General features: G+C 40.8%; 19 protein-coding genes and 1 riboswitch. Of the genes, 13 read left to right on the forward strand and 6 right to left on the reverse strand.

The genetic code is table 11. The annotated features are described in order from the left end of the window. Positions 1 to 679: 679 nt before the first annotated feature. Together lipA and DSM08_RS03250 are read left to right on the forward strand one after the other, a co-directional pair. Positions 680 to 1,561 (forward strand): lipoyl synthase, encoded by an 882-nt coding sequence (gene lipA / locus DSM08_RS03245; protein WP_149524798.1) that lies wholly within the window; start codon positions 680 to 682, stop codon positions 1,559 to 1,561. 173 nt (positions 1,562 to 1,734) lie between these two features. Further along, the gene (locus DSM08_RS03250; RefSeq protein ID WP_149524799.1) at positions 1,735 to 2,658 is read left to right on the forward strand and encodes a hypothetical protein; all 924 of its coding nucleotides are present in this window, start codon (positions 1,735 to 1,737) and stop codon (positions 2,656 to 2,658) included. A 2-nt stretch (positions 2,659 to 2,660) separates the two neighbouring features. Here the strand turns inward: DSM08_RS03250 and DSM08_RS03255 are convergent, their stop codons facing one another. Together DSM08_RS03255 and DSM08_RS03260 are read right to left on the reverse strand one after the other, a co-directional pair. Further along, positions 2,661 to 4,310: an amidohydrolase gene (locus tag DSM08_RS03255; protein WP_149524800.1), complete on the reverse strand. Its 1,650-nt coding sequence runs from the start codon at positions 4,308 to 4,310 to the stop codon at positions 2,661 to 2,663. Between the two features lie 110 nt (positions 4,311 to 4,420). Next, entirely contained in the window at positions 4,421 to 4,831 is a 411-nt protein-coding gene (locus tag DSM08_RS03260) for a BrxA/BrxB family bacilliredoxin (RefSeq protein WP_149524801.1), read from the reverse strand. Positions 4,832 to 4,995: 164 nt separating this feature from the next. Here DSM08_RS03260 and ahcY point away from each other — a divergent pair, with 164 nt between their 5' ends. From ahcY to DSM08_RS03285, 5 genes are all read left to right on the forward strand, one after another. Beyond that, positions 4,996 to 6,312 (forward strand): adenosylhomocysteinase, encoded by a 1,317-nt coding sequence (gene ahcY, locus DSM08_RS03265; RefSeq protein ID WP_149524802.1) that lies wholly within the window; start codon positions 4,996 to 4,998, stop codon positions 6,310 to 6,312. A 566-nt stretch (positions 6,313 to 6,878) separates the two neighbouring features. Further along, positions 6,879 to 6,979, forward strand: a riboswitch (SAM riboswitch). Positions 6,980 to 7,049: 70 nt separating this feature from the next. Beyond that, a complete protein-coding gene (gene metE, locus DSM08_RS03270) occupies positions 7,050 to 9,359 on the forward strand; it encodes a 5-methyltetrahydropteroyltriglutamate--homocysteine S-methyltransferase (RefSeq protein WP_149524803.1) in 2,310 nt (769 codons plus the stop codon). Between the two features lie 233 nt (positions 9,360 to 9,592). After that, the gene (locus tag DSM08_RS03275; protein WP_149524804.1) at positions 9,593 to 9,775 is read left to right on the forward strand and encodes a hypothetical protein; all 183 of its coding nucleotides are present in this window, start codon (positions 9,593 to 9,595) and stop codon (positions 9,773 to 9,775) included. Between the two features lie 68 nt (positions 9,776 to 9,843). Beyond that, positions 9,844 to 10,371, forward strand: coding sequence for a DUF4833 domain-containing protein (locus DSM08_RS03280; RefSeq protein WP_149524805.1), 528 nt, complete (start codon positions 9,844 to 9,846; stop codon positions 10,369 to 10,371). Positions 10,372 to 10,488: 117 nt separating this feature from the next. Beyond that, positions 10,489 to 11,655 carry an alpha-hydroxy acid oxidase gene (locus DSM08_RS03285; protein WP_149524806.1) on the forward strand — a complete coding sequence of 389 codons (1,167 nt, stop codon included), beginning with the start codon at positions 10,489 to 10,491 and terminating at the stop codon, positions 11,653 to 11,655. 74 nt (positions 11,656 to 11,729) lie between these two features. Here the strand turns inward: DSM08_RS03285 and uvrB are convergent, their stop codons facing one another. Further along, on the reverse strand, positions 11,730 to 13,763 hold the full coding sequence (uvrB, locus tag DSM08_RS03290; RefSeq protein WP_149524807.1) for an excinuclease ABC subunit UvrB: 2,034 nt from the start codon (positions 13,761 to 13,763) through the stop codon (positions 11,730 to 11,732). A gap of 113 nt (positions 13,764 to 13,876) precedes the next feature. Here uvrB and upp point away from each other — a divergent pair, with 113 nt between their 5' ends. From upp to DSM08_RS03315, 5 genes are all read left to right on the forward strand, one after another. Then, positions 13,877 to 14,521, forward strand: coding sequence for a uracil phosphoribosyltransferase (upp, locus tag DSM08_RS03295; protein ID WP_149524808.1), 645 nt, complete (start codon positions 13,877 to 13,879; stop codon positions 14,519 to 14,521). Positions 14,522 to 14,623: 102 nt separating this feature from the next. Continuing rightward, the gene (locus DSM08_RS03300) at positions 14,624 to 15,097 is read left to right on the forward strand and encodes a ribonuclease H-like YkuK family protein (protein ID WP_149524809.1); all 474 of its coding nucleotides are present in this window, start codon (positions 14,624 to 14,626) and stop codon (positions 15,095 to 15,097) included. Positions 15,098 to 15,158: 61 nt separating this feature from the next. Beyond that, positions 15,159 to 15,761, forward strand: coding sequence for a nicotinamide riboside transporter PnuC (pnuC, locus tag DSM08_RS03305; RefSeq protein WP_149524810.1), 603 nt, complete (start codon positions 15,159 to 15,161; stop codon positions 15,759 to 15,761). 12 nt (positions 15,762 to 15,773) lie between these two features. Beyond that, positions 15,774 to 16,304 (forward strand): AAA family ATPase, encoded by a 531-nt coding sequence (locus DSM08_RS03310; protein ID WP_149524811.1) that lies wholly within the window; start codon positions 15,774 to 15,776, stop codon positions 16,302 to 16,304. A gap of 63 nt (positions 16,305 to 16,367) precedes the next feature. Further along, positions 16,368 to 16,610, forward strand: coding sequence for a hypothetical protein (locus DSM08_RS03315; protein ID WP_149524812.1), 243 nt, complete (start codon positions 16,368 to 16,370; stop codon positions 16,608 to 16,610). 23 nt (positions 16,611 to 16,633) lie between these two features. Here DSM08_RS03315 and DSM08_RS03320 read toward each other — a convergent pair whose 3' ends face one another. Together DSM08_RS03320 and DSM08_RS03325 are read right to left on the reverse strand one after the other, a co-directional pair. After that, a complete protein-coding gene (locus DSM08_RS03320) occupies positions 16,634 to 17,323 on the reverse strand; it encodes a response regulator transcription factor (protein WP_149524813.1) in 690 nt (229 codons plus the stop codon). Positions 17,324 to 17,343: 20 nt separating this feature from the next. Next, complete coding sequence (locus DSM08_RS03325; protein ID WP_149524814.1) at positions 17,344 to 19,218, reverse strand: sensor histidine kinase; 1,875 nt, start codon at positions 19,216 to 19,218, stop codon at positions 17,344 to 17,346. A 128-nt stretch (positions 19,219 to 19,346) separates the two neighbouring features. Between DSM08_RS03325 and DSM08_RS03330 the strand changes: the two genes are divergently transcribed. After that, positions 19,347 to 19,682, forward strand: a complete 336-nt coding sequence (locus DSM08_RS03330) for a hypothetical protein (RefSeq protein WP_149524815.1) — start codon at positions 19,347 to 19,349, stop codon at positions 19,680 to 19,682. 60 nt (positions 19,683 to 19,742) lie between these two features. Here the strand turns inward: DSM08_RS03330 and pyk are convergent, their stop codons facing one another. Continuing rightward, entirely contained in the window at positions 19,743 to 21,176 is a 1,434-nt protein-coding gene (gene pyk, locus DSM08_RS03335; protein ID WP_149524816.1) for a pyruvate kinase, read from the reverse strand. Between the last annotated feature and the right edge of the window lie 59 nt (positions 21,177 to 21,235).

The raw sequence follows: 21,235 nt of genomic DNA on the forward strand, positions 1-21,235 counted from the left end.
CTTTTATACAAGTTTTCAACCCTCTTTTTAAGAAGATTTTTCCAATATATTTCAACCCTTAATTCGCATTAGTAGTTAGTATTTAGACCTAGGGCCGCTATGGATGTGGGACATTATACTTTGTTTTGAACCAGGAAAGGAAGGATATAAGGATTGTCAGGATCCTGTTCATACTTGCATCCTTTCTTTCCTGGTTCAAGACAATACCTTATAAAATAAGCTGTACCCGATCCTGTTCATCGTTGCATCCTTTCTTTCCTGGTTCAGAACAATACCCTATCAAATAAGCTGTACCCGATCCTGTTCATCTTTACATCCTTCCTTTCCAGGTTCAAGATAACACCCTATCAAATAAGCTGTACCCGATCCTGTTCATCCTTGCCTCCTTCCTTTCCTGGTTCAAGACAATACCTTATAAAATAAGGCGTACTGATCCTGTTCATCGTTGCATCCTTCCTTTCCTGGTTCAGAAAAAAGTTAAAGGAGAAAATGCTGGCTGTCTTGAACCAAGAAAGGAAGGATATAAGGATGAGCAGGATTCGGTCTAATGTCTTAAATCTTATTTCTAAAATCTAACTACAGGAAAGGAATGATTTTAGGATTGTCAGGATCTGGTCTAATATCTGAAATCTTATATCTAATATATAACTAATAAATTAAATATGTTTACCTTTGTGCTATGATTGAACTACCGGTTATTCCAGCAAACCAGACACAGCGTAAACCAGATTGGTTGCGTGTTAAGCTTCCTGTGGGTAAAGAATACCGCCACGTGAGAGGCCTGGTTGACGAGCATAAATTACATACGATTTGCGAAAGCGGTAACTGTCCGAACATGGGAGAGTGTTGGGGAGCAGGTACGGCTACTTTCATGATTTTGGGGAATATCTGTACGCGTTCGTGTTCTTTCTGTGCGGTAGCCACAGGACGTCCATTGGCCGTAGATACAGATGAGCCTAATCGTGTAGCAAACTCGGTGAAGTTAATGCAGGTAAAGCATTGTGTAATAACATCGGTTGACCGTGATGATTTGAAGGATGGTGGTTCGACGATTTGGGCGGAGACTATTTTGGCTATTCGTAGAGAAAGTCCTGAAACTACATTAGAGACTTTGATTCCAGATTTCAAAGGACAATGGGAAAACTTAGATCGTTTGATCGCTGTTCGCCCGGAAGTAGTTTCTCATAATATTGAAACGGTAAGACGTCTAACAAGAGAAGTGCGTATCCAAGCGAAATATGATCGCTCTTTGGAGTGTTTACGCAGAATTGCAGCTGCTGGTTTGCGAACAAAATCGGGTATTATGCTAGGTTTTGGCGAGACCGAAGAGGATGTGGTTGAGACGATGCAAGATTTATATGATGCAGGCGTGAATATATTGACTATCGGTCAATATTTACAACCTACAAAGGCGCATCACCCGGTAGTCGAGTGGGTTACTCCAGAAACTTTCGAGAAGTATAAAGAAATTGGTTTAAAGATGGGATTTAAGTATGTTGAATCAGGGCCGTTGGTTCGTTCATCTTACCACGCAGAGAAACATTTGTTTGATATGCAATAATACATTGAAACCTTAGCCTCGCTAAGGTTTTTTTATTTTCTGAAACTGTCTGTTCTCAAAATCCAGCAAGAACTTTCTTTCCTGTTGCTGTTTCAATAGTAAGATGAAAGTCTTAGTATGCTTTCCGCTCATTGATAAAGATTTGTTATATTTCATAAACCAAAACAACCCTTATGAAGCATACTTTTTGGAAACACGTGTTTTTGCCATACATCCTATTAAGTTTCACCATTATGCTGCTTTTGGGATTGATATTTGCAGCTTTTGCGATGGGAGGGAACTCTTTTTGGCCTTCCTGGGCTATGTGGATCGTTCCTATCGCAGTTAGCATTGTTGCCATTTGGTTCCTCCGCGATCGCTATTTTAAGGACTTATATCTCGGGCGACACCACTTTGCTCAAGTTTATGCCGTCGACGTTTTCCTTTACGTATCGCTATGTTTAATTTCTGTGTTCATTTTTATTCCGACGGGCAAGAGCATTCGTTATAATTTAGCGGATGTTGTTCGTCTAGAATCGGTAAATGATATTAAGCCTTATGAATCATTTGACTTTATTGAGTTGAACGATTGGCATGTAGACCGTATGCGTGTTATTCCCTTTTCCTATTTCGAATTTGCGGGAGGTGCTAACTTGGGTAAGGTCGAATTAAATACGCTGTTCGTTGTTCCCTTGTTTTCCAAAAAAGATCCATATTTGACGACCGCCAAGGCTTGGATGGGATTTAAGTACACTGACTACGTCTCGTTCATAAATGTGATTCGCGGTAATCAAGAAGACTTGGATGAACATTTACGTCGTTCATATAATCACTTCAAGATGCGCGATATTAGTGATTTTGCGTATTTGGAGGCATTGCCTAAGAATAAAGTGCGCAATATGTTTCAGGCGCTGGCAGCTACGCATACCTATTATAATAGCAAATACGATAACGTGTATGTGGGGCAAGAAGTCGAACGTGATATTCTTTCGTTATACTATCTACAGTTTACGCTATTTCTGTACCTGATTTTTGGATTACCTGTTGCGCTGTTATTCAGTTGGCTGATTTATCGTGTACAAAAGAAAAACGAGCTGCAAGAGCTCGCTACAACATAATTTTATTGATTTCTTTTGAATACCGATTCGCCTGCTACAAAGGTTTGCAGGGTTTTGATGTCACGGAGTTTTTCAGGAGCCGCTTGCATGATGTCTTCATCCAGGATAACGAAATCAGCGTCTTTACCTTTTTCAATACTTCCTCTTTTCTTTTCTTGGAAACAAGCATAGGCTGCCCAGATGGTCATTCCACGTAAAGCCTGCTCTCGGGTGATGGCATTCTCGAACTGAAAACCGCCTTTCGGGAAATTATTCTTATCGACTCGAGCGACTGCAGCGTGGAATCCATATAAAGGATTGTAATGTTCCACGGGAAAATCGCTCCCTAATGCTAGCAATCCATATTGTTCCAATAAATCTCTGTAGGCATAGGCGCCTTTCATACGGTCATGTCCCAGGCGATCTTCCGCCCAATACATATCTGATGTGGCGTGCGTAGGCTGCACCGAAGGGATGATGGAGAACTCTTTAAATTTCTTGAAATCACCGGGTGCAATGATTTGAGCATGCTCAATACGCCATCTACGATCTTTGGAATCCTTCAGATATTTACCATAGGTGTCCAAGATCAGGCGATTTGCCGAATCCCCAATTGCATGCGTATTTACTTGGAAGTTGCTTTTCGCCAACTGCTTGATCAAGTCGTCAAATTCTTCCGAGCTCTGCAAAAGGAAGCCGTTCGTCGGCGAGTCATGGTAGGGGTGTAGTAAGCAGGCGCCCCGTGATCCTAGGGCTCCATCTGCCATTAGTTTAAAAGAGCGAACAGTCAAACGTTCAGATTCAAATGTGCCGGAGCGAAGGTAATTCTTAACACTTTTAGGATTGGAAGCCACCATCGCATAATTTCGGATCTGCAGGGAGTCGGCATTGTAAAAGACCTTCAATACATCGATCTGTTGTTCCGTCAAGCCAGCGTCGACTATGCTTGTTAGACCGACGGAAAACAGGGAGTCCTGTGTTCTTTTGAGCATTTTTACCAGTACTTCATTATTCTGTTCAGGGATATGCTCGCTAACCAGTTTCATCGCATTGTCCAATAGGATACCATCCAATTCACCCTCTTCGTTAGAAGAAATCAGTCCGCCCTCGACCATAAATACACTGTCGATAGAAGCAGCAGCTAAAGCTTTGCTGTTGACCAAAGCGGCGTGATAATCAACGCGAGAAAGAAAGATTGGAATATCGGGGAAATATTTGTCCAACGAGTCTTTTGTTGGGAATTGCTTGTCGGGCCATAAGTTTTGATCCCAGCCATTGCCAATGATCCATTTCTTATCCGGATTTGCCGTTATATAAGTTTGTAATCTAGAGAGGAGTTCGTCGTAGGAGGCCGTCCCTAAGAGGTTGACCTCGTCCATAGCATCCGCTAGAAGGAAGAAGTGTCCGTGTGAATCGTAGAAACCAGGATAGACGAATTTACCGGCAGCATCAATCTTTTCTTTTGCATCGTATTTATTCAATAAATCCTGTGAATTACCACGATCGATGAATACACCGTTATTTATAGCAATCGCTTCGACCGTTCGAAAAGAAGAGTCTACCGTGTACACCTTTGCGTTGTATACGATTAAGTCGATCTGCTGATTGGTGGTGCAGGAAAACAAAAGTGATATACTGAATAGTATGCAAATATAAAGGCTTGCCTTTCTCATAATTATTGGTTGATTGCTAAAAGTACAAAGAAAAGTCTGTAAGAAGAAAAAGCTTCTTTTAATTTTAAAAGAAGCTTTTTCAGTATTCAAAATTCAAAATACAAAGATTGTTAGCAGTATTCGTCAAATGCTGCGACTAAGTTGTCAGCGATCATTTGAGCTGGACGGCCTTCAATCATGTGTCTTTCTATCATGTGCACTAATTGTCCATCTTTAAATAATGCCATTGCTGGAGATGATGGAGGGTAAGGCAACATGTATTGGCGTGCTTTATCTACCGCGTCTTTCTCCATACCTGCAAATACCGTAACCAATTTGTCCGGATGTTTAGCATTTTTAACTGCAGCTTTCGCAGCTGGACGAGCATTTGCTGCCGCACAACCACATACCGAGTTTACAACAACGAATACTGTTCCTTCAGAAGGAATCGCCGCATCCACTTCTTCAACACTTTTTAATTCTTGGAATCCTGCGTCTACAAGTTCTTGACGCATTGGAGCTACTAGATATTCTGGGTACATTTTCTTTACTTTTTAGTTTATGCAAATATAGGCTTAAAACTGAGTTACGTCAAGCAAGGTTCCTCAAGTTAATGTCAATTTCTGTAGGTATAATGCTATTGTATTTTGAATTGACTTGGCTATCAAGTAATTTTGTACCGCAAAAACTAAAATAAAGATTATTTATGTCATCATTAGAAACTACCTACGTACCTTACAAAGTGAAAGATATCTCTTTAGCCGAATGGGGTCGTAAAGAAATAGAATTGGCAGAAGCAGAGATGCCAGGATTAATGAGCCTTCGTAAAGAGTTTGGTGCTTCTAAACCATTAAAAGGTGCTCGTATCGCGGGCTGTTTGCACATGACGATTCAAACTGCAGTGTTAATCGAAACATTGGTAGAATTAGGTGCGGATGTATCTTGGTCATCATGTAACATCTTCTCAACACAGGACCATGCTGCTGCGGCGATTGCTGCTGCGGGAATTCCGGTTTATGCTTGGAAGGGTATGAACGAAGAGGAGTTTAACTGGTGTATTGAGCAGACTTTGTTCTTTGGCGAAGAACGTCAGCCTTTAAATATGATTTTAGATGATGGTGGCGATTTGACCAATATGGTGTTCGATCAATTTCCTGAGTTAATTGATGGCATCAGAGGTCTTTCTGAAGAGACTACAACTGGTGTGCACCGTTTATACGAGCGCATGAAAAAAGGAACATTGCACTTGCCTGCAATTAACGTGAATGACTCGGTTACAAAATCGAAATTTGATAACAAATATGGCTGCCGTGAGTCTTTAGTAGATGCGATCCGCCGTGCTACTGACTTAATGTTGGCCGGTAAGGTTGCGGTTGTAGCAGGCTACGGAGATGTAGGTAAAGGTTCCGCAGAATCTTTACGTTCTGCTGGAGTACGCGTAATCGTTACGGAAATTGACCCTATCTGTGCGTTGCAAGCGGCAATGGAAGGCTACGAAGTGAAGAAAATGGCTGATGCGATTGTTGAAGCAAACATCGTAGTAACCACAACAGGTAATAAGGATATCGTTCGTCCGGAACACTTCAAAGCAATGAAAGATAAAACTGTAGTTTGTAATATCGGACACTTCGATAATGAAATCGATGTTGCCTGGTTAAATGACAACTACGGATCTACTAAAGTGGAAATCAAACCGCAAGTTGATAAATATACAATCGACGGTAAGGATATTATCTTATTAGCCGAAGGCCGTTTAGTAAACTTAGGATGTGCAACTGGTCACCCTTCTTTCGTAATGTCAAACTCGTTCACTAACCAAACTTTAGCGCAATTAGAGTTGTGGACAAACACAGATCAATACGAAAAGCAAGTGTACACACTTCCTAAACACTTAGATGAGAAAGTTGCTCGTTTACACTTAGCACATATCGGTGTAGAGTTAGAAGAACTAACACAAGAACAAGCAGAATATATCGGTGTTACGGTAGAAGGCCCTTACAAGCCGGAAGCGTATCGTTATTAGATATTAGATATTAGACATCAGATATTAGATGTAAGATTTAAGAACCTGCAGCAATGCAGGTTTTTTTGTGGTTTGTTTTGAAGAAAGGAAGGATTTTAGAATTGGGATTTTGTCTTTGAAATAGGAAAGGAAGGGAATTTTGTTTTGAACAGGGAAAGGAAGGATAAAAGGGTGAGCAGGATCGTGTATTACGTTTGATAGTGGATGAATTATATTTTTTATAGGAGACGTTTAGTGAAACGTCTTCTGAAACGCACGATTATGATCTGAATCCCATCATTCTCCACTATACCTGATCCTGTCAATCCTTGAATCCTTCCTTTCCTGGTTCAGAAATAGTATTTAGTAGTTAGTACTTAGTATAAAGAACTATGGTGGGCAATTTGTCCCTCACTTTTACCGCATGCCAAATATCCTGCTCATCCTTGCATCCTTCCTTTCCTTTCTTCAAGGCAAATTCCAATATCTAACATCTAAAATCAATTTCCGCCATAGGTCTAACTACTAACTACTAAATACTAACTACTTTTTTTGTTTTATTCAATTCTTCTCCATATCTTAGCCGTCGCTTATAGAGAAAGGCAGAGGGAATAGACCCGATGAAGCCTTAGCAACCTGTCTCTTGACAAGGTGCTAAATTCTACCTTTGAAAAAGGAATGATAAGCCAAGTTCACTAGTCCTAAGTGGCCTTCTCTAGCAAAGTAAAATAGTAGATTAAAAATTTATTCAATACTGTATGTTATTAACGAACAACTTAGGATACCCACGTGTGGGTGCATTCCGCGAGCTAAAGAAAGCTAACGAAGCTTACTGGGCGAAGAAAATTAGCGCGGAAGAATTATTGCAAGCTGGACTGAAAATCCGTGAAGGCAACTGGAAGACTCAACAAGAAGCGGGTATCGATTTGATCCCATCGAATGACTTCTCATTTTACGATCAAGTATTGGACTTATCTTTAACTGTAGGTGCAATCCCTGCTCGTTACAATTCATTATTAAATAAAATCGATCGCCAATATAACTTAGACTTATATTTTGCGATGGCTCGTGGTTTCCAAGAGGGTGGCGTAGATGTTACTGCTATGGAAATGACAAAATGGTTCGACACGAACTACCACTATATCGTTCCTGAGTTTGTAAAAAACCAAGAATTCAAATTAACTTCTGAAAAATTCTTAAGCGAATATAACGAAGCTAAACAATTGGGTATTGAGACTAAACCAGTTATCATTGGCCCAATCTCTTACTTATTATTAGGTAAGGAAAAAGAATCAGGATTTAACCGTATCGACCTTATCGATAACTTACTTCCTGTATACGAAGAAATCTTATCAAAGTTAGCGGAAGCTGGTGCTCAATACGTTCAAATCGACGAACCTTTCTTAGCGCTTGATATTGATGATGCTACTCGCGCATTGTACGGTAAAGTTTTTGAAAAACTTGCTGCTGCTGCGAAAGGCGTTAAATTAATCGTTGCTACATATTTCGAAGCTCTACGCGACAACGAAGACACAGCAGTTAGTCTTCCGGTATACGCGTTACACCTAGACTTAGTTCGTGGTGAAAAACAGCTTGACACTATATTATCAAAAGTTCCAGCTTCATTGACTTTATCTTTAGGTATTGTCGAAGGAAGAAATATCTGGAAAAATGATTACGAAAACTCTTTAGTAAAAATCAAACAAGCAGTTGATGCTTTAGGTAAAGACCGCGTATGGGTTGCTCCTTCATCGTCATTATTGCACGTTCCATTTGATTTAGATAACGAAAATAACGAAGAGTCGCTTCCTAAAGAAGTTAAAAACTGGTTAGCATTTGCTAAACAAAAATTAGCGGAAGTTAAGGACTTAGCGGTATTAGCAGAAGGTGAAGTTGATGCTGCGACTCAAGAACGTTTCGAAGCTAACAAAGCTGCTGCAGAAAGCCGTCGTACTTCTCCATTGATCCACAAGCCAGAGGTTAAAGAACGCGTTAGCAACATTACTGATGATGATGCAAAACGTACTTCTCCTTTTGACGCACGTAAAGCTGCTCAACAAGCTAAATTTAACTTGCCAGGATTCGCAACTACAACAATCGGTTCATTCCCACAAACGAAAGATGTTCGTAAATGGAGAGCTGATTTGAAAAAAGGAGCAATCTCACAAGAGCAATACGACAAAGAAATCGCTGAAGAAACTGAAAGAACAATCCGTTTACAGGAAGAATTAGATATCGATGTATTAGTACACGGTGAATTCGAGCGTAACGACATGGTTGAGTACTTCGGTGAGCAATTAGCAGGATATGCATTTACTCAAAACGGATGGGTTCAATCCTACGGTTCTCGTTGCGTTAAACCTCCGGTAATTTATGGTGATGTATACCGTCCTGAAGACATGACTGTACGTTGGTCAGCTTATGCACAATCGTTGACTAACCGTCCAGTGAAAGGGATGTTGACAGGTCCTGTTACGATCTTACAATGGTCTTTCGTGCGTAATGATCAACCTCGTTCAACAACGACATATCAAATCGCTTTAGCTATTCTTGACGAAGTTCAGGCATTAGAAAAAGCAGGTATCAAAATTATTCAAATTGATGAGCCAGCTATTCGCGAAGGTCTACCATTGCGTAAAGCAGATCAACAAGCATATTTAGATTGGGCTGTACGTTCATTCCGCGTTTCTTCGTCAAACGTTGATGATGATACGCAGATCCACACACACATGTGTTACTCAGAATTCAACGATATCATTCAAGATATCGCTGCAATGGATGCTGACGTGATCACGATTGAGACTTCACGTTCTCAAATGGAATTATTAGATGCATTTGCTGACTTTAAATATCCAAACGATATTGGTCCTGGTGTATATGATATCCACTCTCCACGCGTTCCTAGCACGGAAGAAATGGTGAATTTACTTCGTAAAGCAAAAGCGGTAGTTCCTGCTGAGCAATTATGGGTTAACCCTGACTGTGGTTTGAAAACTCGTGCTTGGCCTGAGACAAAAGCAGCATTAGAATCTATGGTGGAAGCCGCTAAGATTTTAAGAGCTGAATAAACTAAGCTTGTAGTAATATAAAATATCGTATGAAACGGTCTGCGTAGTGATATGCAGACCGTTTTTGTTTATTTTCTTGGATAAACATTTATACAGATCGTTCCAATCGCTTTTCGGTAGCATGTTGGTTTACAAATCATTAGTATGATGTATCGAGAAACGAAGTTCGATTCGGGCTTTGTACTCAAACTATTTGTAGCTATGGTTGTTTTTAATAGTAAAGGAAATAAAATATGAATAGATTGACATTAGGATTAATGGTTTTTGCGGTGACTAGTTTATTGAGTAGTTGTGCTGCAATTGAGGGTATCTTTAAAGCGGGGATGTGGTCCGGCATTATCATGGTAGTTATTGTTGTTGCCTTGATTATTTGGTTAATTTCAAAATTCATGAACCGCGGCGGTGGAGTAGATTAAAATCTTTTACTAAAACTTTACTTCTACTTAATATAATTTGCTGTAATTTAAAGCAAATTTCATATCACATGAAGCATACGCTGCTATTAGTCTGCCTGATTAACTTGATCCTCCCGGTTCTAGCACAATCAGGATACCCAAAACCCTCGAATATGAAAGATGTTTTGTTTTATATCCAACATAATCGGGGGCATAATACTTATATCTACGCTTTGAATCGACTTGATGATGGCAACATCAATAAGAAGGATCCGATCGAAGTGTATCGTGAATTATTTGATGAGGACGGCAAGATAAAGCCGCTCTCTGTAATTCAGCGGAATTTCGCCTATGGCATCTCTACGCAAGTAGTGGATTCAGATTCCTACGAGGCATCAATCGTGTCGCTGCCAAGCCAAAAGTTTTTCCTGCACATCAAGTCAAATAAGGGTTCCTATGTTGAAACCACGGTGAACAACGTGAAGATGCGTGTAGATCGTATTTTTATTCAGCAGAAGGAGGGAACTTCGGGCCTTGGAACCAAGGTGGACCATATTATTTTCTATGGGAAATCGGGACACCGATCTGTTGTAGAGAAACTCGAGATAAAAGAGTAAGCCCCATTATTTTGATAATTACCGATTTTCTATCCTGCACATCAAAGTACAGGACAGTCTTATCGATTATTTGCCTTAATTTAGACGTTTAACGTTCTAACCGATCATTTTAGATCCATGAGTAAAAAAATACTATTCAAATACAATTCAAAATATCCTTCAGTAACTGATTTAAAGCGTAAAGCTAAATCAAGAATTCCCAAGTTTGCTTTCGATTACCTCGAAGGAGGCTGTAATGAAGAGCTTAACTTAGCAAGAAATGAGAATGATTTTGACGATATTCTTCTAAAGCCACAGTATCTGCATGTTGCTGGCGATATTGATATGTCGGTAAACCTGTTCGGCCGAACTTATGCTGCTCCCTTCGGTATTTCACCGATTGGATTGCAAGGACTAATGTGGCCTAATGCACCTGAAATATTGGCGAAAGCCGCTGCCAAGCATGATATACCCTATACCTTAAGTACCGTTTCTACCAGTTCGATAGAACGCATCGCCGAGGTCTCCGATGGGAAGGCATGGTTTCAGCTTTATCATCCTACGGAAGATCGATTAAGAGATGATATTTTACGCCGTTTAAAAGATGTAGAATGTCCTGTTTTGGTGGTACTCGTCGATGTTCCTTCATTCGGCTTACGGTATCGGGAAATTAAATCGGGTCTTTCTATGCCGCCCAAGATGAATATTCAGAATATATTGCAGGCAATGGTCTGTCCGGCATGGGGGATTAAAACACTTCAGCACGGGATTCCTTCCTTTGCCACGTTGAAACCCTATATGGAAAAGGGATTAGATCTCGCGCAGCTTGGACAATTCATGAACCGTACATTCACTGGGAAAGTGAATGTGGAGAAAGTGAAAGCGATTCGCGATATTTGGCAAGGACCTTTGGTGTTAAAAGGTATTACAACCGATGAAGATATGGAAGCTGCAATTCAGGTCGGTGCCGATGGGGTCATTGTTTCCAACCATGGTGGCCGACAGATTGATGCAGGTGAATCTTCTATACATTCATTGATGAAATTAGCTTCAAATCCTGTGTATAAGGAAAAGATAAAGATTATGTTGGATGGTGGGATACGCTCTGGCGTGGATTTAGGTAGAGCCTATGCCGTGGGTTCGGATTTTAACTTTATGGGCCGCCCATTTATGTATGGCGTCGGGGCATTAGGGGATGAGGGTGCGGATCATACCATAACCATGTTCAAAGCACAATTGTATCAGGTCATGCAACAATTAACGCTTGAAAATATAACACAGTTTCCGGGTAGACTGATAAGATAAAAACAAAGCCACCTATTTTAGGTGGCTTTGTTTTTATATAAATGCTATTTAAAAATTATTTCGTTTCGAAGAATCTATCTTTTTCCAAATTTGTCTTCATAGGCTTTCTCCAGCGCGAACATCTCATCGCGTAATTTCGCTGCCTCTAAGAATTCCATCTCTTTTGCAGCTTTTTCCATACGCTTGCGCACTGTTTCTATCGCTTTTTTCATTTCATTATCGCTCATATATTCGATAAGTGGATCGGCAGCAACAGAAGCTGCCGCATCTGGTTCTATATAAGCTTTTGGTCCTACCCCCATATCAGCGACCGAAGTTTGCTCCAGAATCTCTTCTTTTGTTTTACCAACCGTACGAGGGGTAATGCCATGTTCTAAGTTGTAACTGATCTGCTTATCACGACGTCTGTTCGTTTCATCGATGGTAATCCGCATACTATCAGTCATCTTGTCCGCATACATAATCACGCGGCCTTTTTCATTACGTGCTGCACGTCCGATCGTTTGGATTAAGGAACGTTCAGATCGCAAGAAACCCTCTTTATCGGCATCTAAAATAGCCACCAAGGTCACTTCTGGTAAGTCTAAACCCTCTCTTAATAAGTTGACCCCGACAAGGACATCAAATTCGCCCAAGCGCAGTCCGCGAAGTATTTCCACGCGTTCTAAGGTTTTTACTTCCGAGTGGATATAGCGTACTTTGATATTCAAGCGGGTCATGTATTTGGTAAGCTCTTCCGCCATACGCTTCGTCAAAGTCGTCGCCAGCACTCTACCGCCCTCTTTAATGGTCTTATCAACTTCTTCCAAGAAATCGTCGACCTGGTTGATTGCAGGTTTAACTTCTATGATCGGGTCTAAAAGGCCTGTAGGACGAATGACTTGCTCGACAACAACACCTTCGGTCTGTTGCAATTCGTAATCCCCTGGAGTAGCCGATACATATACCGTTTGATTGGTCAGGGATTCGAATTCCGGGAAGTTCAATGGTCGGTTATCTAATGCCGCCGGTAATCGGAAACCGTGCTCTACTAATGAAATCTTTCTTGAGCGGTCGCCACCATACATCGCACGCAATTGAGGGATGGTCACGTGGCTTTCATCAATAACCATGAGGTAATCATCCGGGAAATAATCGATCAAACAGAAGGGGCGCATGCCTGGTTGTCTGCCATCAAAAAATCGAGAATAGTTCTCAATTCCCGAACAGTAGCCCAATTCGCGCATCATTTCTAAATCGTAATTAACACGCTCTTCAAGACGCTTTGCTTCCAACATTTTACCCTCATCTTCCAGTTGTGCTTTGCGATGGACCAATTCTTCCTGAATGCCCCAGATCGATTGGGTGAACTTCTCTTTCGGCGTAACGAAAAGATTGGCCGGAAATAAAGCTAGGGTTTCATGCTTTTGAAGCGTTCGTCCCGACACAGGATCTATTTCACTAAGCTCGTCTATATCGTCGCCGAAAAAGGAAATGCGATAGGCGTTATCCATATAAGCAGGGTAGACATCGACTGTATCGCCTTTTACTCTAAACGTACCGCGTTTGAAATCTGCCGTAGTCCTTGCGTAAAGTATTTCGACCAATTTATGTAAAAAGGCATTTCTACTAATGGTGGTACCTACGCCAAATCGAAAGATTGAGCGCGAGAAATCTTCTGGGTTACCCATACCGTAAATACACGATACGGATGAGACTACAATAACATCTCTTCGTCCAGACATAAGCGCAGAGGTCGTTGCTAAACGGAGTTTTTCGATTTCCTCATTGATCGCTAAATCTTTCTCTATGTACGTGTTGGATGAAGCAATGAATGCTTCCGGTTGGTAATAGTCATAATAGGACACGAAATAATGCACTGCATTATTGGGAAAGAATTGTTTGAACTCTCCATATAACTGTGCTGCCAATGTCTTATTGTGGCTTAAAATAAGGGTTGGTTTCTGCGTTTCTTGAATAAGATTCGCCACGGTAAATGTTTTACCAGATCCCGTTACGCCTAATAATGTTTGATATTGTTCTCCTTGCTCGACGCCCGCTACTAATTCTTTGATCGCTTGAGGCTGATCGCCAGTAGGTTTATATTCAGATGTTAATTGAAATTTCATGCTTACCTTTCCACGCTAATTTATCAAATATTATTCCGTTTCCATAATAACTGATTAACGCACTCAATTGCGGAAAATAATTATTAAATTGCTTAACAACAAGACTTTTTGTCATGATAACGATCTTAACAAAACAGAACAGTATTGCCAATCATTTTTTGGCAGAATTAAGAGATGTACGGATACAGCAAGATCGGATGCGGTTTCGCCGCAATCTTGAGCGCCTCGGTGAGGTGATGGCCTATGAGATCAGTAAGACACTGGAATACCATTACGTCGATGTGGAAACACCGCTCGGTGTCGCAAGCACGCATTTGATGCCTCAGCAGCCGGTGATTGCCACGATTATGCGCGCGGGTCTACCGTTTCATCAGGGATTACTAAATGTTTTTGATCGCGCTGATAGCGCCTTTATCGCAGCCTATCGCCATACCAAGAAGAGTGGTGAGTTTGAAATCCATAAGAAATATCAAAACACGCCGAATCTTGATGAAAAAGTGGTCATCATGGCCGATCCTATGTTGGCAACAGGAAAAAGCTTAGTGCTCTGTTGTAAAGATTTATTGAGTGAATACAATATCAAAGAGCTTCATATCGCTACTGTCATTGCTTCGGAAGAGGGGATACAGCATGTGAGAGCCTTCTTGCCGGAGGTGCAGATCTGGGTGGGAGCGGTCGATAATGAGCTGACCAGCAAGTCTTATATCGTTCCAGGTTTGGGGGATGCGGGCGACCTGGCATATGGTAATAAGGAATAACCTCCTAGCACAAGAGTAAACAAACATTTAGCAATTAGTTAATATATAATAAAAATATAATGAACAGTTTATCAGTACATTTAGATAACAAAACCTTTGTATATGGAATGGCAAAAATACAATGGAGAATTATTAAAGCTCCCGATCCTATCCGCAGTTGAGGACACTATTATCCGCGAACAGAACCTAGGTAACAAATTAAAGGTTTATATCGGTACCGACTCCCAGGTCAAGCGAGGTATCGTCGAATTCGCGACTGTCATTGTCTTCCTTCGGGAACACCGCGGTGGCTTTATGTTCATCCACAAAGACCGCAAAATGCACAACATGAGCATCAAAGAGAGGATGCTACTTGAAGTACAACACTCCATCGAAACAGCCTACGAGCTTTGTCCACTTCTCGATCAGTATTCCGTAGACCTTGAAGTCCACGCTGACATCAACACCAATCCCAACTTTCAATCCAATACCGCACTCAAAGAAGCCATGGGCTATATCTTAGGAATGGGATTCATCTTCAAGGCGAAACCAGAATCTTTTGCAAGTACAAACTGCGCCAATAAATTGGTTCAATAGCTTGTAGAAGACCTTTCTTTCCTAATTATTGCTATCTTTAGTTATCCTTAATAACTGAAGAATGCAGGATTTTCTCTCTCAACTTTACCAACAATTTCTAGAAACTAGCCTGTTGGAGTGGCTTGCTACCATCTCCGGGTTCATCTGTGTATTCCTCGCAGCAAAACAAAATATATGGAACTGGCCTATCAGTATTATCAGCGTCAGTCTCTATCTATATATCTTCTATCAGGCTAAACTATATGGAGATTCTACTTTACAAATTTATTTCCTCGGGACGGCTGTATACGGATGGTATTATTGGAATAGGCGAGCGCACTCTGAGGAGAAGCCGATTACATCCTTCAATAGTAAACAACTGGGATTGACTATAGCAATTATTTTATTGATTGCGGGTATTCTCGGCTATTTTCTAGATCATAAAACGGATTCTGATGTGCCTTACATCGATGGTTTCTGTACAGCGACCAGTTTAGTTGCGCAGTTTTTGATGACACGCAAAGTTCTTCAAAATTGGCTGCTGTGGGTATTTGTCGATTTATGCTATATTCCGCTCTATATTCATAAGGATTTAATTCTGACGGCGATTCTCTACATCGCATTCACGATCATTGCATGGAATGGATATAGGGATTGGCGAAAAAGCTATCTTAATTTTCAGTAATATTGTCCCTTTATGCAGGCTACTGAAAACAAGACCATCAAGATCGCCGTTGTCGGACCGGAGTCTACCGGAAAATCGACCATGGCGAAATACCTCGCGAAAGAATTAAAGACGCTGGCCGTTCCGGAGTACGCTAGATATTACTGCGAGCATTTGAATCGTGAATACACGCTCCAGGACGAAGTCAATATGTTTTATGGGCAAGTAGCCCTCGAAGAGGCTTTCCTTGCCACTGAGCCTTCTGTAATCGTCTGTGACACTACAATTCTGACGGTCAAGATATGGTGTGACCACCTTTTCGGTGAAACTCCGAAAGAAGTAACCGATGAAATTAAAAAAAGGCAGTATGATTTTTATCTACTCATGGATATCGACCTTCCTTGGGAAGATGATCCACTACGCGATTTTCCAACCGAAAGAGCGCACTTTATGCAGGTCTGGAAAGACGAACTAGACGCATTAAATGCCAACTATAAAGTGGTATCAGGATTAGGAGAGGAACGACTGAAAAACGGACTTCGGGAAGTGGAAGGGAGATTTTAGAATCTAGACTTTAGATTTTAGACATTAGATATTAGAAACTGCAGCAGTGCAGTTTTTTTTATTTTGGAATGGGGAGAGGTGGAGGTTGTGGGCGAGAAAGGAAGGATGTTTTTGCACCTTTGGTTTAGAGAGGAAGAGGTAGATTGTTTTGAACCAAGAAAGGAAGGATTTTTTGTCTTTGAACCAGGAAAGGAAGGATTAAAAGATTTGCAGGATCTTGTTAATCCTTACATCCTTTTTTTCCTGGTTCAAGACAACATAATGCTTAAAAAAAGAACCCGCATTGCTGCAGGTTCTTATGTCTAATGTCTCAAATCTAATATCTAAATCTAGCTTACCAAAAGCTTATACCCTTTACCATGTACATTCACGATTTCTACATTCGGGTCTTCTTTCAGGTATTTTCTCAACTTACTTAAGAAAACGTCCATACTACGGCCGGTGAAGTAGTTGTCGTCGTGCCAGATTTTGACTAATGCTTCTTCACGGGTTAAGACGTCATTCTTTTTTAAGCAAAGAAGGCGCAGAAGTTCGGCTTCTTTTGTCGACAATTTCTGTTGTTGACCTTTGTAAGAGATAATCTGACTTGTATAATCGAAGAAGTAATCGCCGATTTCGAATTTATCTGCAACTTCTTCTTCTTTGTCTTTTGCAGCTCGTTTTAGGAGTGCATTTATTCTTAGCAATAATTCTTCGACGCGGAAGGGTTTGGTGATATAGTCATCGCCGCCTAACTCGAAGGCCTGCGTCTTATCTTCCATCATTCCTTTCGCTGTTGCGTAGATGATTGGTATTGTTTGATTGATCTTCCGAATGTCTTTACCTAAAGAGAAACCATCCTTCTTAGGCATCATGACATCGAGGATACATAAGTCAAAATTATCCTTTCTAAAGGCTTCTAATGCTTCTTGACCATCCTTGCTCAATACTACATCGAATTTGCCTTTTAGTTCCAGATAGTCTTTCAAAAGATCGCCCAAGTTAGGGTCATCTTCCGCTAATAATATTTTTTGATTCATATAATTCCTTTGCTATTTTATTAAGCAACCTCTTGTGAGGCATGCTTTAATGGTAAAGTTACTTCAAATTGTGTGCCTTTATCTTTCTCGCTTTTCACAGTGATCTTTCCGTTGAGGCGTTTTATAATGTCATTAACATAACTTAGTCCCAATCCAAAACCCTTGACATTATGGATATTTCCAGTCGGAATACGGTAAAACTGATCAAAAATCTTCTCCGCTTGATCTTTTGTCATTCCAATTCCTTTGTCAGAAACAGCGATTACGATATTCTTCCCACGGTTGAATGTTTTAAAAGTTATTTCAGGACGTTCTTTACTGTACTTAATGGCATTATCAACCAAGTTGTACATTACATTCGATAAGTGAAGCTCATCACCAATCACCAAATCATGCTCCGCATCCAGGTGTATATTTAAGGTTCCTTCGGCTTTTTCTAATTGCAGCTTCATACTTTCTAACACCGCATTTGCCAAATTGTTGATCTGTACGTTGGTTCGTTCGATTTTTAAATTCTCTTTTTCGAGTCGAGCAATATTGAGGACACGCTCGATATGAGAACCTAGGCGCACGTTTTCATCATAAATTATATTGGCAAGCTTGCTCACCCTTCGCTCGTCCGCAGAGATTTCCGGATCTTTTAATGACTCCGAAGCAATCATGATAGTGGCAACAGGGGTCTTGAATTCGTGCGTCATATTGTTGATGAAATCCGTTTTCATCTCGGAGATCTTCTTCTGACGGAAGATAATGCTTAGCGTATAGGCGAAACAGCCTATAAGCAATGCCAGCAGGGCTAAGATTGGCAGCAACCAATAACCCATGGTGCTCGCTATTACAGAGCCTTTATTAGGGAAATATACACGCAGCTCACCAGGAGATTTACCTTCATCGCTCTGGAATAGTCGCGCTTTGTAAATCATTGGAGGGGTATCGGTTTCTTTAATCTTCTCATCTTTATAGTTAAAGATTGCTTGGAAGACCAAAGGACTATTCTCTGAATTACGAACCTGCATCACGAATGAGGAATTGATTCCACGTTGGTCTAGTTCATTGATCAGTAAGTCTACAGCCTGCGTTTTGTCGATACGTTGTTCTAAAGGACGCTTCGATAATTGCATACCGATCGCTACATCCTCCATAATAGCACTCTGTTTTCCACCCATGATCTTCAGGGAATCGAAAAGTGTTTCTGCACCGATCAATTTCTGATTGCGGAGTTTGTTCAATTTCTTCTCTAATACATCAATTTGTGAGAGTACGCGCAGGTCAACAGGAGGAGGGAGGGTTCTGATTTCGAAAGTCGCTGTGATTGCGGAATTCGGTCCGAAAATAGGGATGACATAGCGTGCGCTATCGTCTTTTGCTTTCACTTCTTTGACTTCGCGGATAGCATAAACGCGCGCAAATTCTCCAATGGTCATTTCGCTAGTATAACCCTGCTCTAAGGTAATTCGAACTAGATGATTGTATTCTTTACGGCGGATGTAGGTTTCGTAGAAATTGTTGCTGATCAAAACGGTTGGATACTGTTGATTCAAGCGGGTTTCCATCTCATTGAAGCGCTGCGTATGTGAAAATGCAAGGCGTTGTAACAACTTGATGCTATCCTGATATTTAACTTGGAGCGCTAAAATCTGTTCGTTCTTCTGCAAGCGTTCCTGATCCTGTCTGAATTTCTCTTGATTTTCACGTTCCTGCTGGCGGGCAAACTCATATATTTCGATACGTTCAATTTTATTTGCGACGGCCGTCAGCGAGGCTTTCACTGCCTCGTCAAATAGCTTTGACTTCTGTTTGAATGATTCCCGGATGAAGTAATACTGCATGGCCATAACACCCAAGAGCGCAATGGACATTAATCCAATAATCAACGTAATACTTCTTTTCTTCATTTGTTACAAAAATAATAAGGGATTTATGTCGTTTTCTTCATTTAACACAATTTAACAGCGGTTACCATGGTTTTCTAATTCGCATAGCCTTGATATTGAGTATATTTAGGTGGTTAAAAGACTTGCTTATGAAAACGATTGCCCCATTATTTGTTTTGATATTTGGTTTTCTTATAAACTCTCAAGCACAAAATAAGGAAAATATCATCCCTAAGCAAAAGGGCTTACCGGACTGGGCAGATAGCGTTAAGATCAAACGTCCTGACTTTAAGATTATGGCGGACGGGACACCGAATATTCTACCTCAAGATAGTACCAACACGAATCCTGTCGATATTCCCAATAGTCTGATGAATCGTCGGTTGATACAAAAGGACGATTCCATTATACTGATCAAACCTTTAGATGGGAAGAAGAATTCGCCAATGCCGGGTACTGAGCCTTTGGATCAAAAGAAGAAATAAGTTTTAAGGAAATAAAAAGGCCATCTGTTAGACGGCCTTTATTATTCTTATGCATTCTGCTTACATTACTTCTGAAACGCGGATAGTATTTGTTCTACCTTTTGCGTGAAGTGGAGTAGAAGAAGTGTTGATTACGATTTGTCCTGGCTCAACCAAATGGTATTTCTTCAATAAGCCATTCACATCCTGGATAGTACCATCTGTGCTTTCGTACTTGTCATAGATGAAGGATTGTACACCCCATACTAGACTTAATTGCGTTAATAATTTCTCATTACCGGTGAATACGTAAATATCAGCATCTGGACGGTAGCTAGAAATTTCTAATGCGGTGTAACCCGAGGCAGTCATAACAGCGATAGCCGAAGCCTTCGTTTTTTCTGCTAAGAAAATAGAGGATCCACAGATTGCGTCAGGGATACGTGTTACTTCAACAGTACCTAATGTTTCTTTCTCGCTGTAATAAGGATAAGAAGTGCTTTCTACGTGGGTAATTACTTTCGCCATGGTCTCGATTACGATCTCTGGGAATTCACCAACTGAAGTTTCACCACTTAGCATGACGGCATCTGCACCATCAATTACTGAGTTCGCAACGTCGTTCACTTCGGCGCGCGTAGGACGAGGCGTAGTAATCATACTCTCCAACATTTGGGTAGCAATAATTACTGGTTTCGCTAGATTACGACATTTTTGAGCGATGATTTTTTGCAATCCCGGAACTTCTTCCATTGGCATCTCAACCCCTAAATCCCCACGAGCAACCATCACAGCATCTGTCGCTTCGATAATTGCATCGATATTATCGATTGCTTCTGGTTTTTCAATTTTCGCAATAACGCGAGCATGAGAACCTTTCTCTTTGATAATCTCTTTACACTGCTTGATATCTTCTGCGGAACGAACGAATGACATGGCGATCCAGTCAGCACCGTGGTCTAATGCGAAGTTTAAGTTATCTAAATCCTCTTCAGTTAATGAAGGGATAGACACTTTTGTGTTTGGCAAGTTAACCCCTTTTCTCGATGTTAGGATACCTCCGTGTACAACTTCACATTTTACTGTGTCTTTGTGATTTGTACTCAAAACGCGCAATTGAAGTTTTCCATCATCTAACAAGATGATTTCGTCTTCTTTTACGTCGTTCGGGAAGTTTTCGTAAGTGATATAGATGCGGTTCTCGTCGCCAATTAATTCTTCTGTAGTGATTTCAACCTGACTTCCGTTGATTAGGATTGCTCCGCCTTCTTTCATTTTGCCGATACGGATTTTCGGTCCTTGTAAGTCTGCAAGGATACCTACCTTAAACGGGAACTCTTGGTTGATTTCTTTAATAGTGTTGATTACTTTCAGGTGGTCTTCTTGGCTTCCGTGCGAGAAGTTTAAACGGCAAACGTCTACTCCTTTAGCAATCATTCGGGTCAATACTTCTTTTTTTGAGGAAGCGGGGCCTAAAGTAGCTACAATTTTGGTTCGCTTTTTTAGTTTATCCATGTAATGTCTTTTTTTTAATGTTTTAAATCAATATTATTTGCAGTGTTCCACACTTTTCC

The organism is Sphingobacterium hotanense, assembly GCF_008274825.1.
GTDB lineage: Bacteria > Bacteroidota > Bacteroidia > Sphingobacteriales > Sphingobacteriaceae > Sphingobacterium > Sphingobacterium hotanense.

Excerpts from the sequence above, each read along its gene's own strand:
- lipA (WP_149524798.1), top strand. The coding sequence starts at position 680 with ATGATTGAACTACCGGTTATTCCAGCAAACCAGACACAGCGTAAACCA.
- DSM08_RS03250 (WP_149524799.1), top strand. The coding sequence starts at position 1,735 with ATGAAGCATACTTTTTGGAAACACGTGTTTTTGCCATACATCCTATTA.
- DSM08_RS03255 (WP_149524800.1), bottom strand. The coding sequence starts at position 4,310 with ATGAGAAAGGCAAGCCTTTATATTTGCATACTATTCAGTATATCACTT.
- DSM08_RS03260 (WP_149524801.1), bottom strand. The coding sequence starts at position 4,831 with ATGTACCCAGAATATCTAGTAGCTCCAATGCGTCAAGAACTTGTAGAC.
- ahcY (WP_149524802.1), top strand. The coding sequence starts at position 4,996 with ATGTCATCATTAGAAACTACCTACGTACCTTACAAAGTGAAAGATATC.
- metE (WP_149524803.1), top strand. The coding sequence starts at position 7,050 with ATGTTATTAACGAACAACTTAGGATACCCACGTGTGGGTGCATTCCGC.
- DSM08_RS03275 (WP_149524804.1), top strand. The coding sequence starts at position 9,593 with ATGAATAGATTGACATTAGGATTAATGGTTTTTGCGGTGACTAGTTTA.
- DSM08_RS03280 (WP_149524805.1), top strand. The coding sequence starts at position 9,844 with ATGAAGCATACGCTGCTATTAGTCTGCCTGATTAACTTGATCCTCCCG.
- DSM08_RS03285 (WP_149524806.1), top strand. The coding sequence starts at position 10,489 with ATGAGTAAAAAAATACTATTCAAATACAATTCAAAATATCCTTCAGTA.
- uvrB (WP_149524807.1), bottom strand. The coding sequence starts at position 13,763 with ATGAAATTTCAATTAACATCTGAATATAAACCTACTGGCGATCAGCCT.
- upp (WP_149524808.1), top strand. The coding sequence starts at position 13,877 with ATGATAACGATCTTAACAAAACAGAACAGTATTGCCAATCATTTTTTG.
- DSM08_RS03300 (WP_149524809.1), top strand. The coding sequence starts at position 14,624 with ATGGAATGGCAAAAATACAATGGAGAATTATTAAAGCTCCCGATCCTA.
- pnuC (WP_149524810.1), top strand. The coding sequence starts at position 15,159 with ATGCAGGATTTTCTCTCTCAACTTTACCAACAATTTCTAGAAACTAGC.
- DSM08_RS03310 (WP_149524811.1), top strand. The coding sequence starts at position 15,774 with ATGCAGGCTACTGAAAACAAGACCATCAAGATCGCCGTTGTCGGACCG.
- DSM08_RS03320 (WP_149524813.1), bottom strand. The coding sequence starts at position 17,323 with ATGAATCAAAAAATATTATTAGCGGAAGATGACCCTAACTTGGGCGAT.
- DSM08_RS03325 (WP_149524814.1), bottom strand. The coding sequence starts at position 19,218 with ATGAAGAAAAGAAGTATTACGTTGATTATTGGATTAATGTCCATTGCG.
- DSM08_RS03330 (WP_149524815.1), top strand. The coding sequence starts at position 19,347 with ATGAAAACGATTGCCCCATTATTTGTTTTGATATTTGGTTTTCTTATA.
- pyk (WP_149524816.1), bottom strand. The coding sequence starts at position 21,176 with ATGGATAAACTAAAAAAGCGAACCAAAATTGTAGCTACTTTAGGCCCC.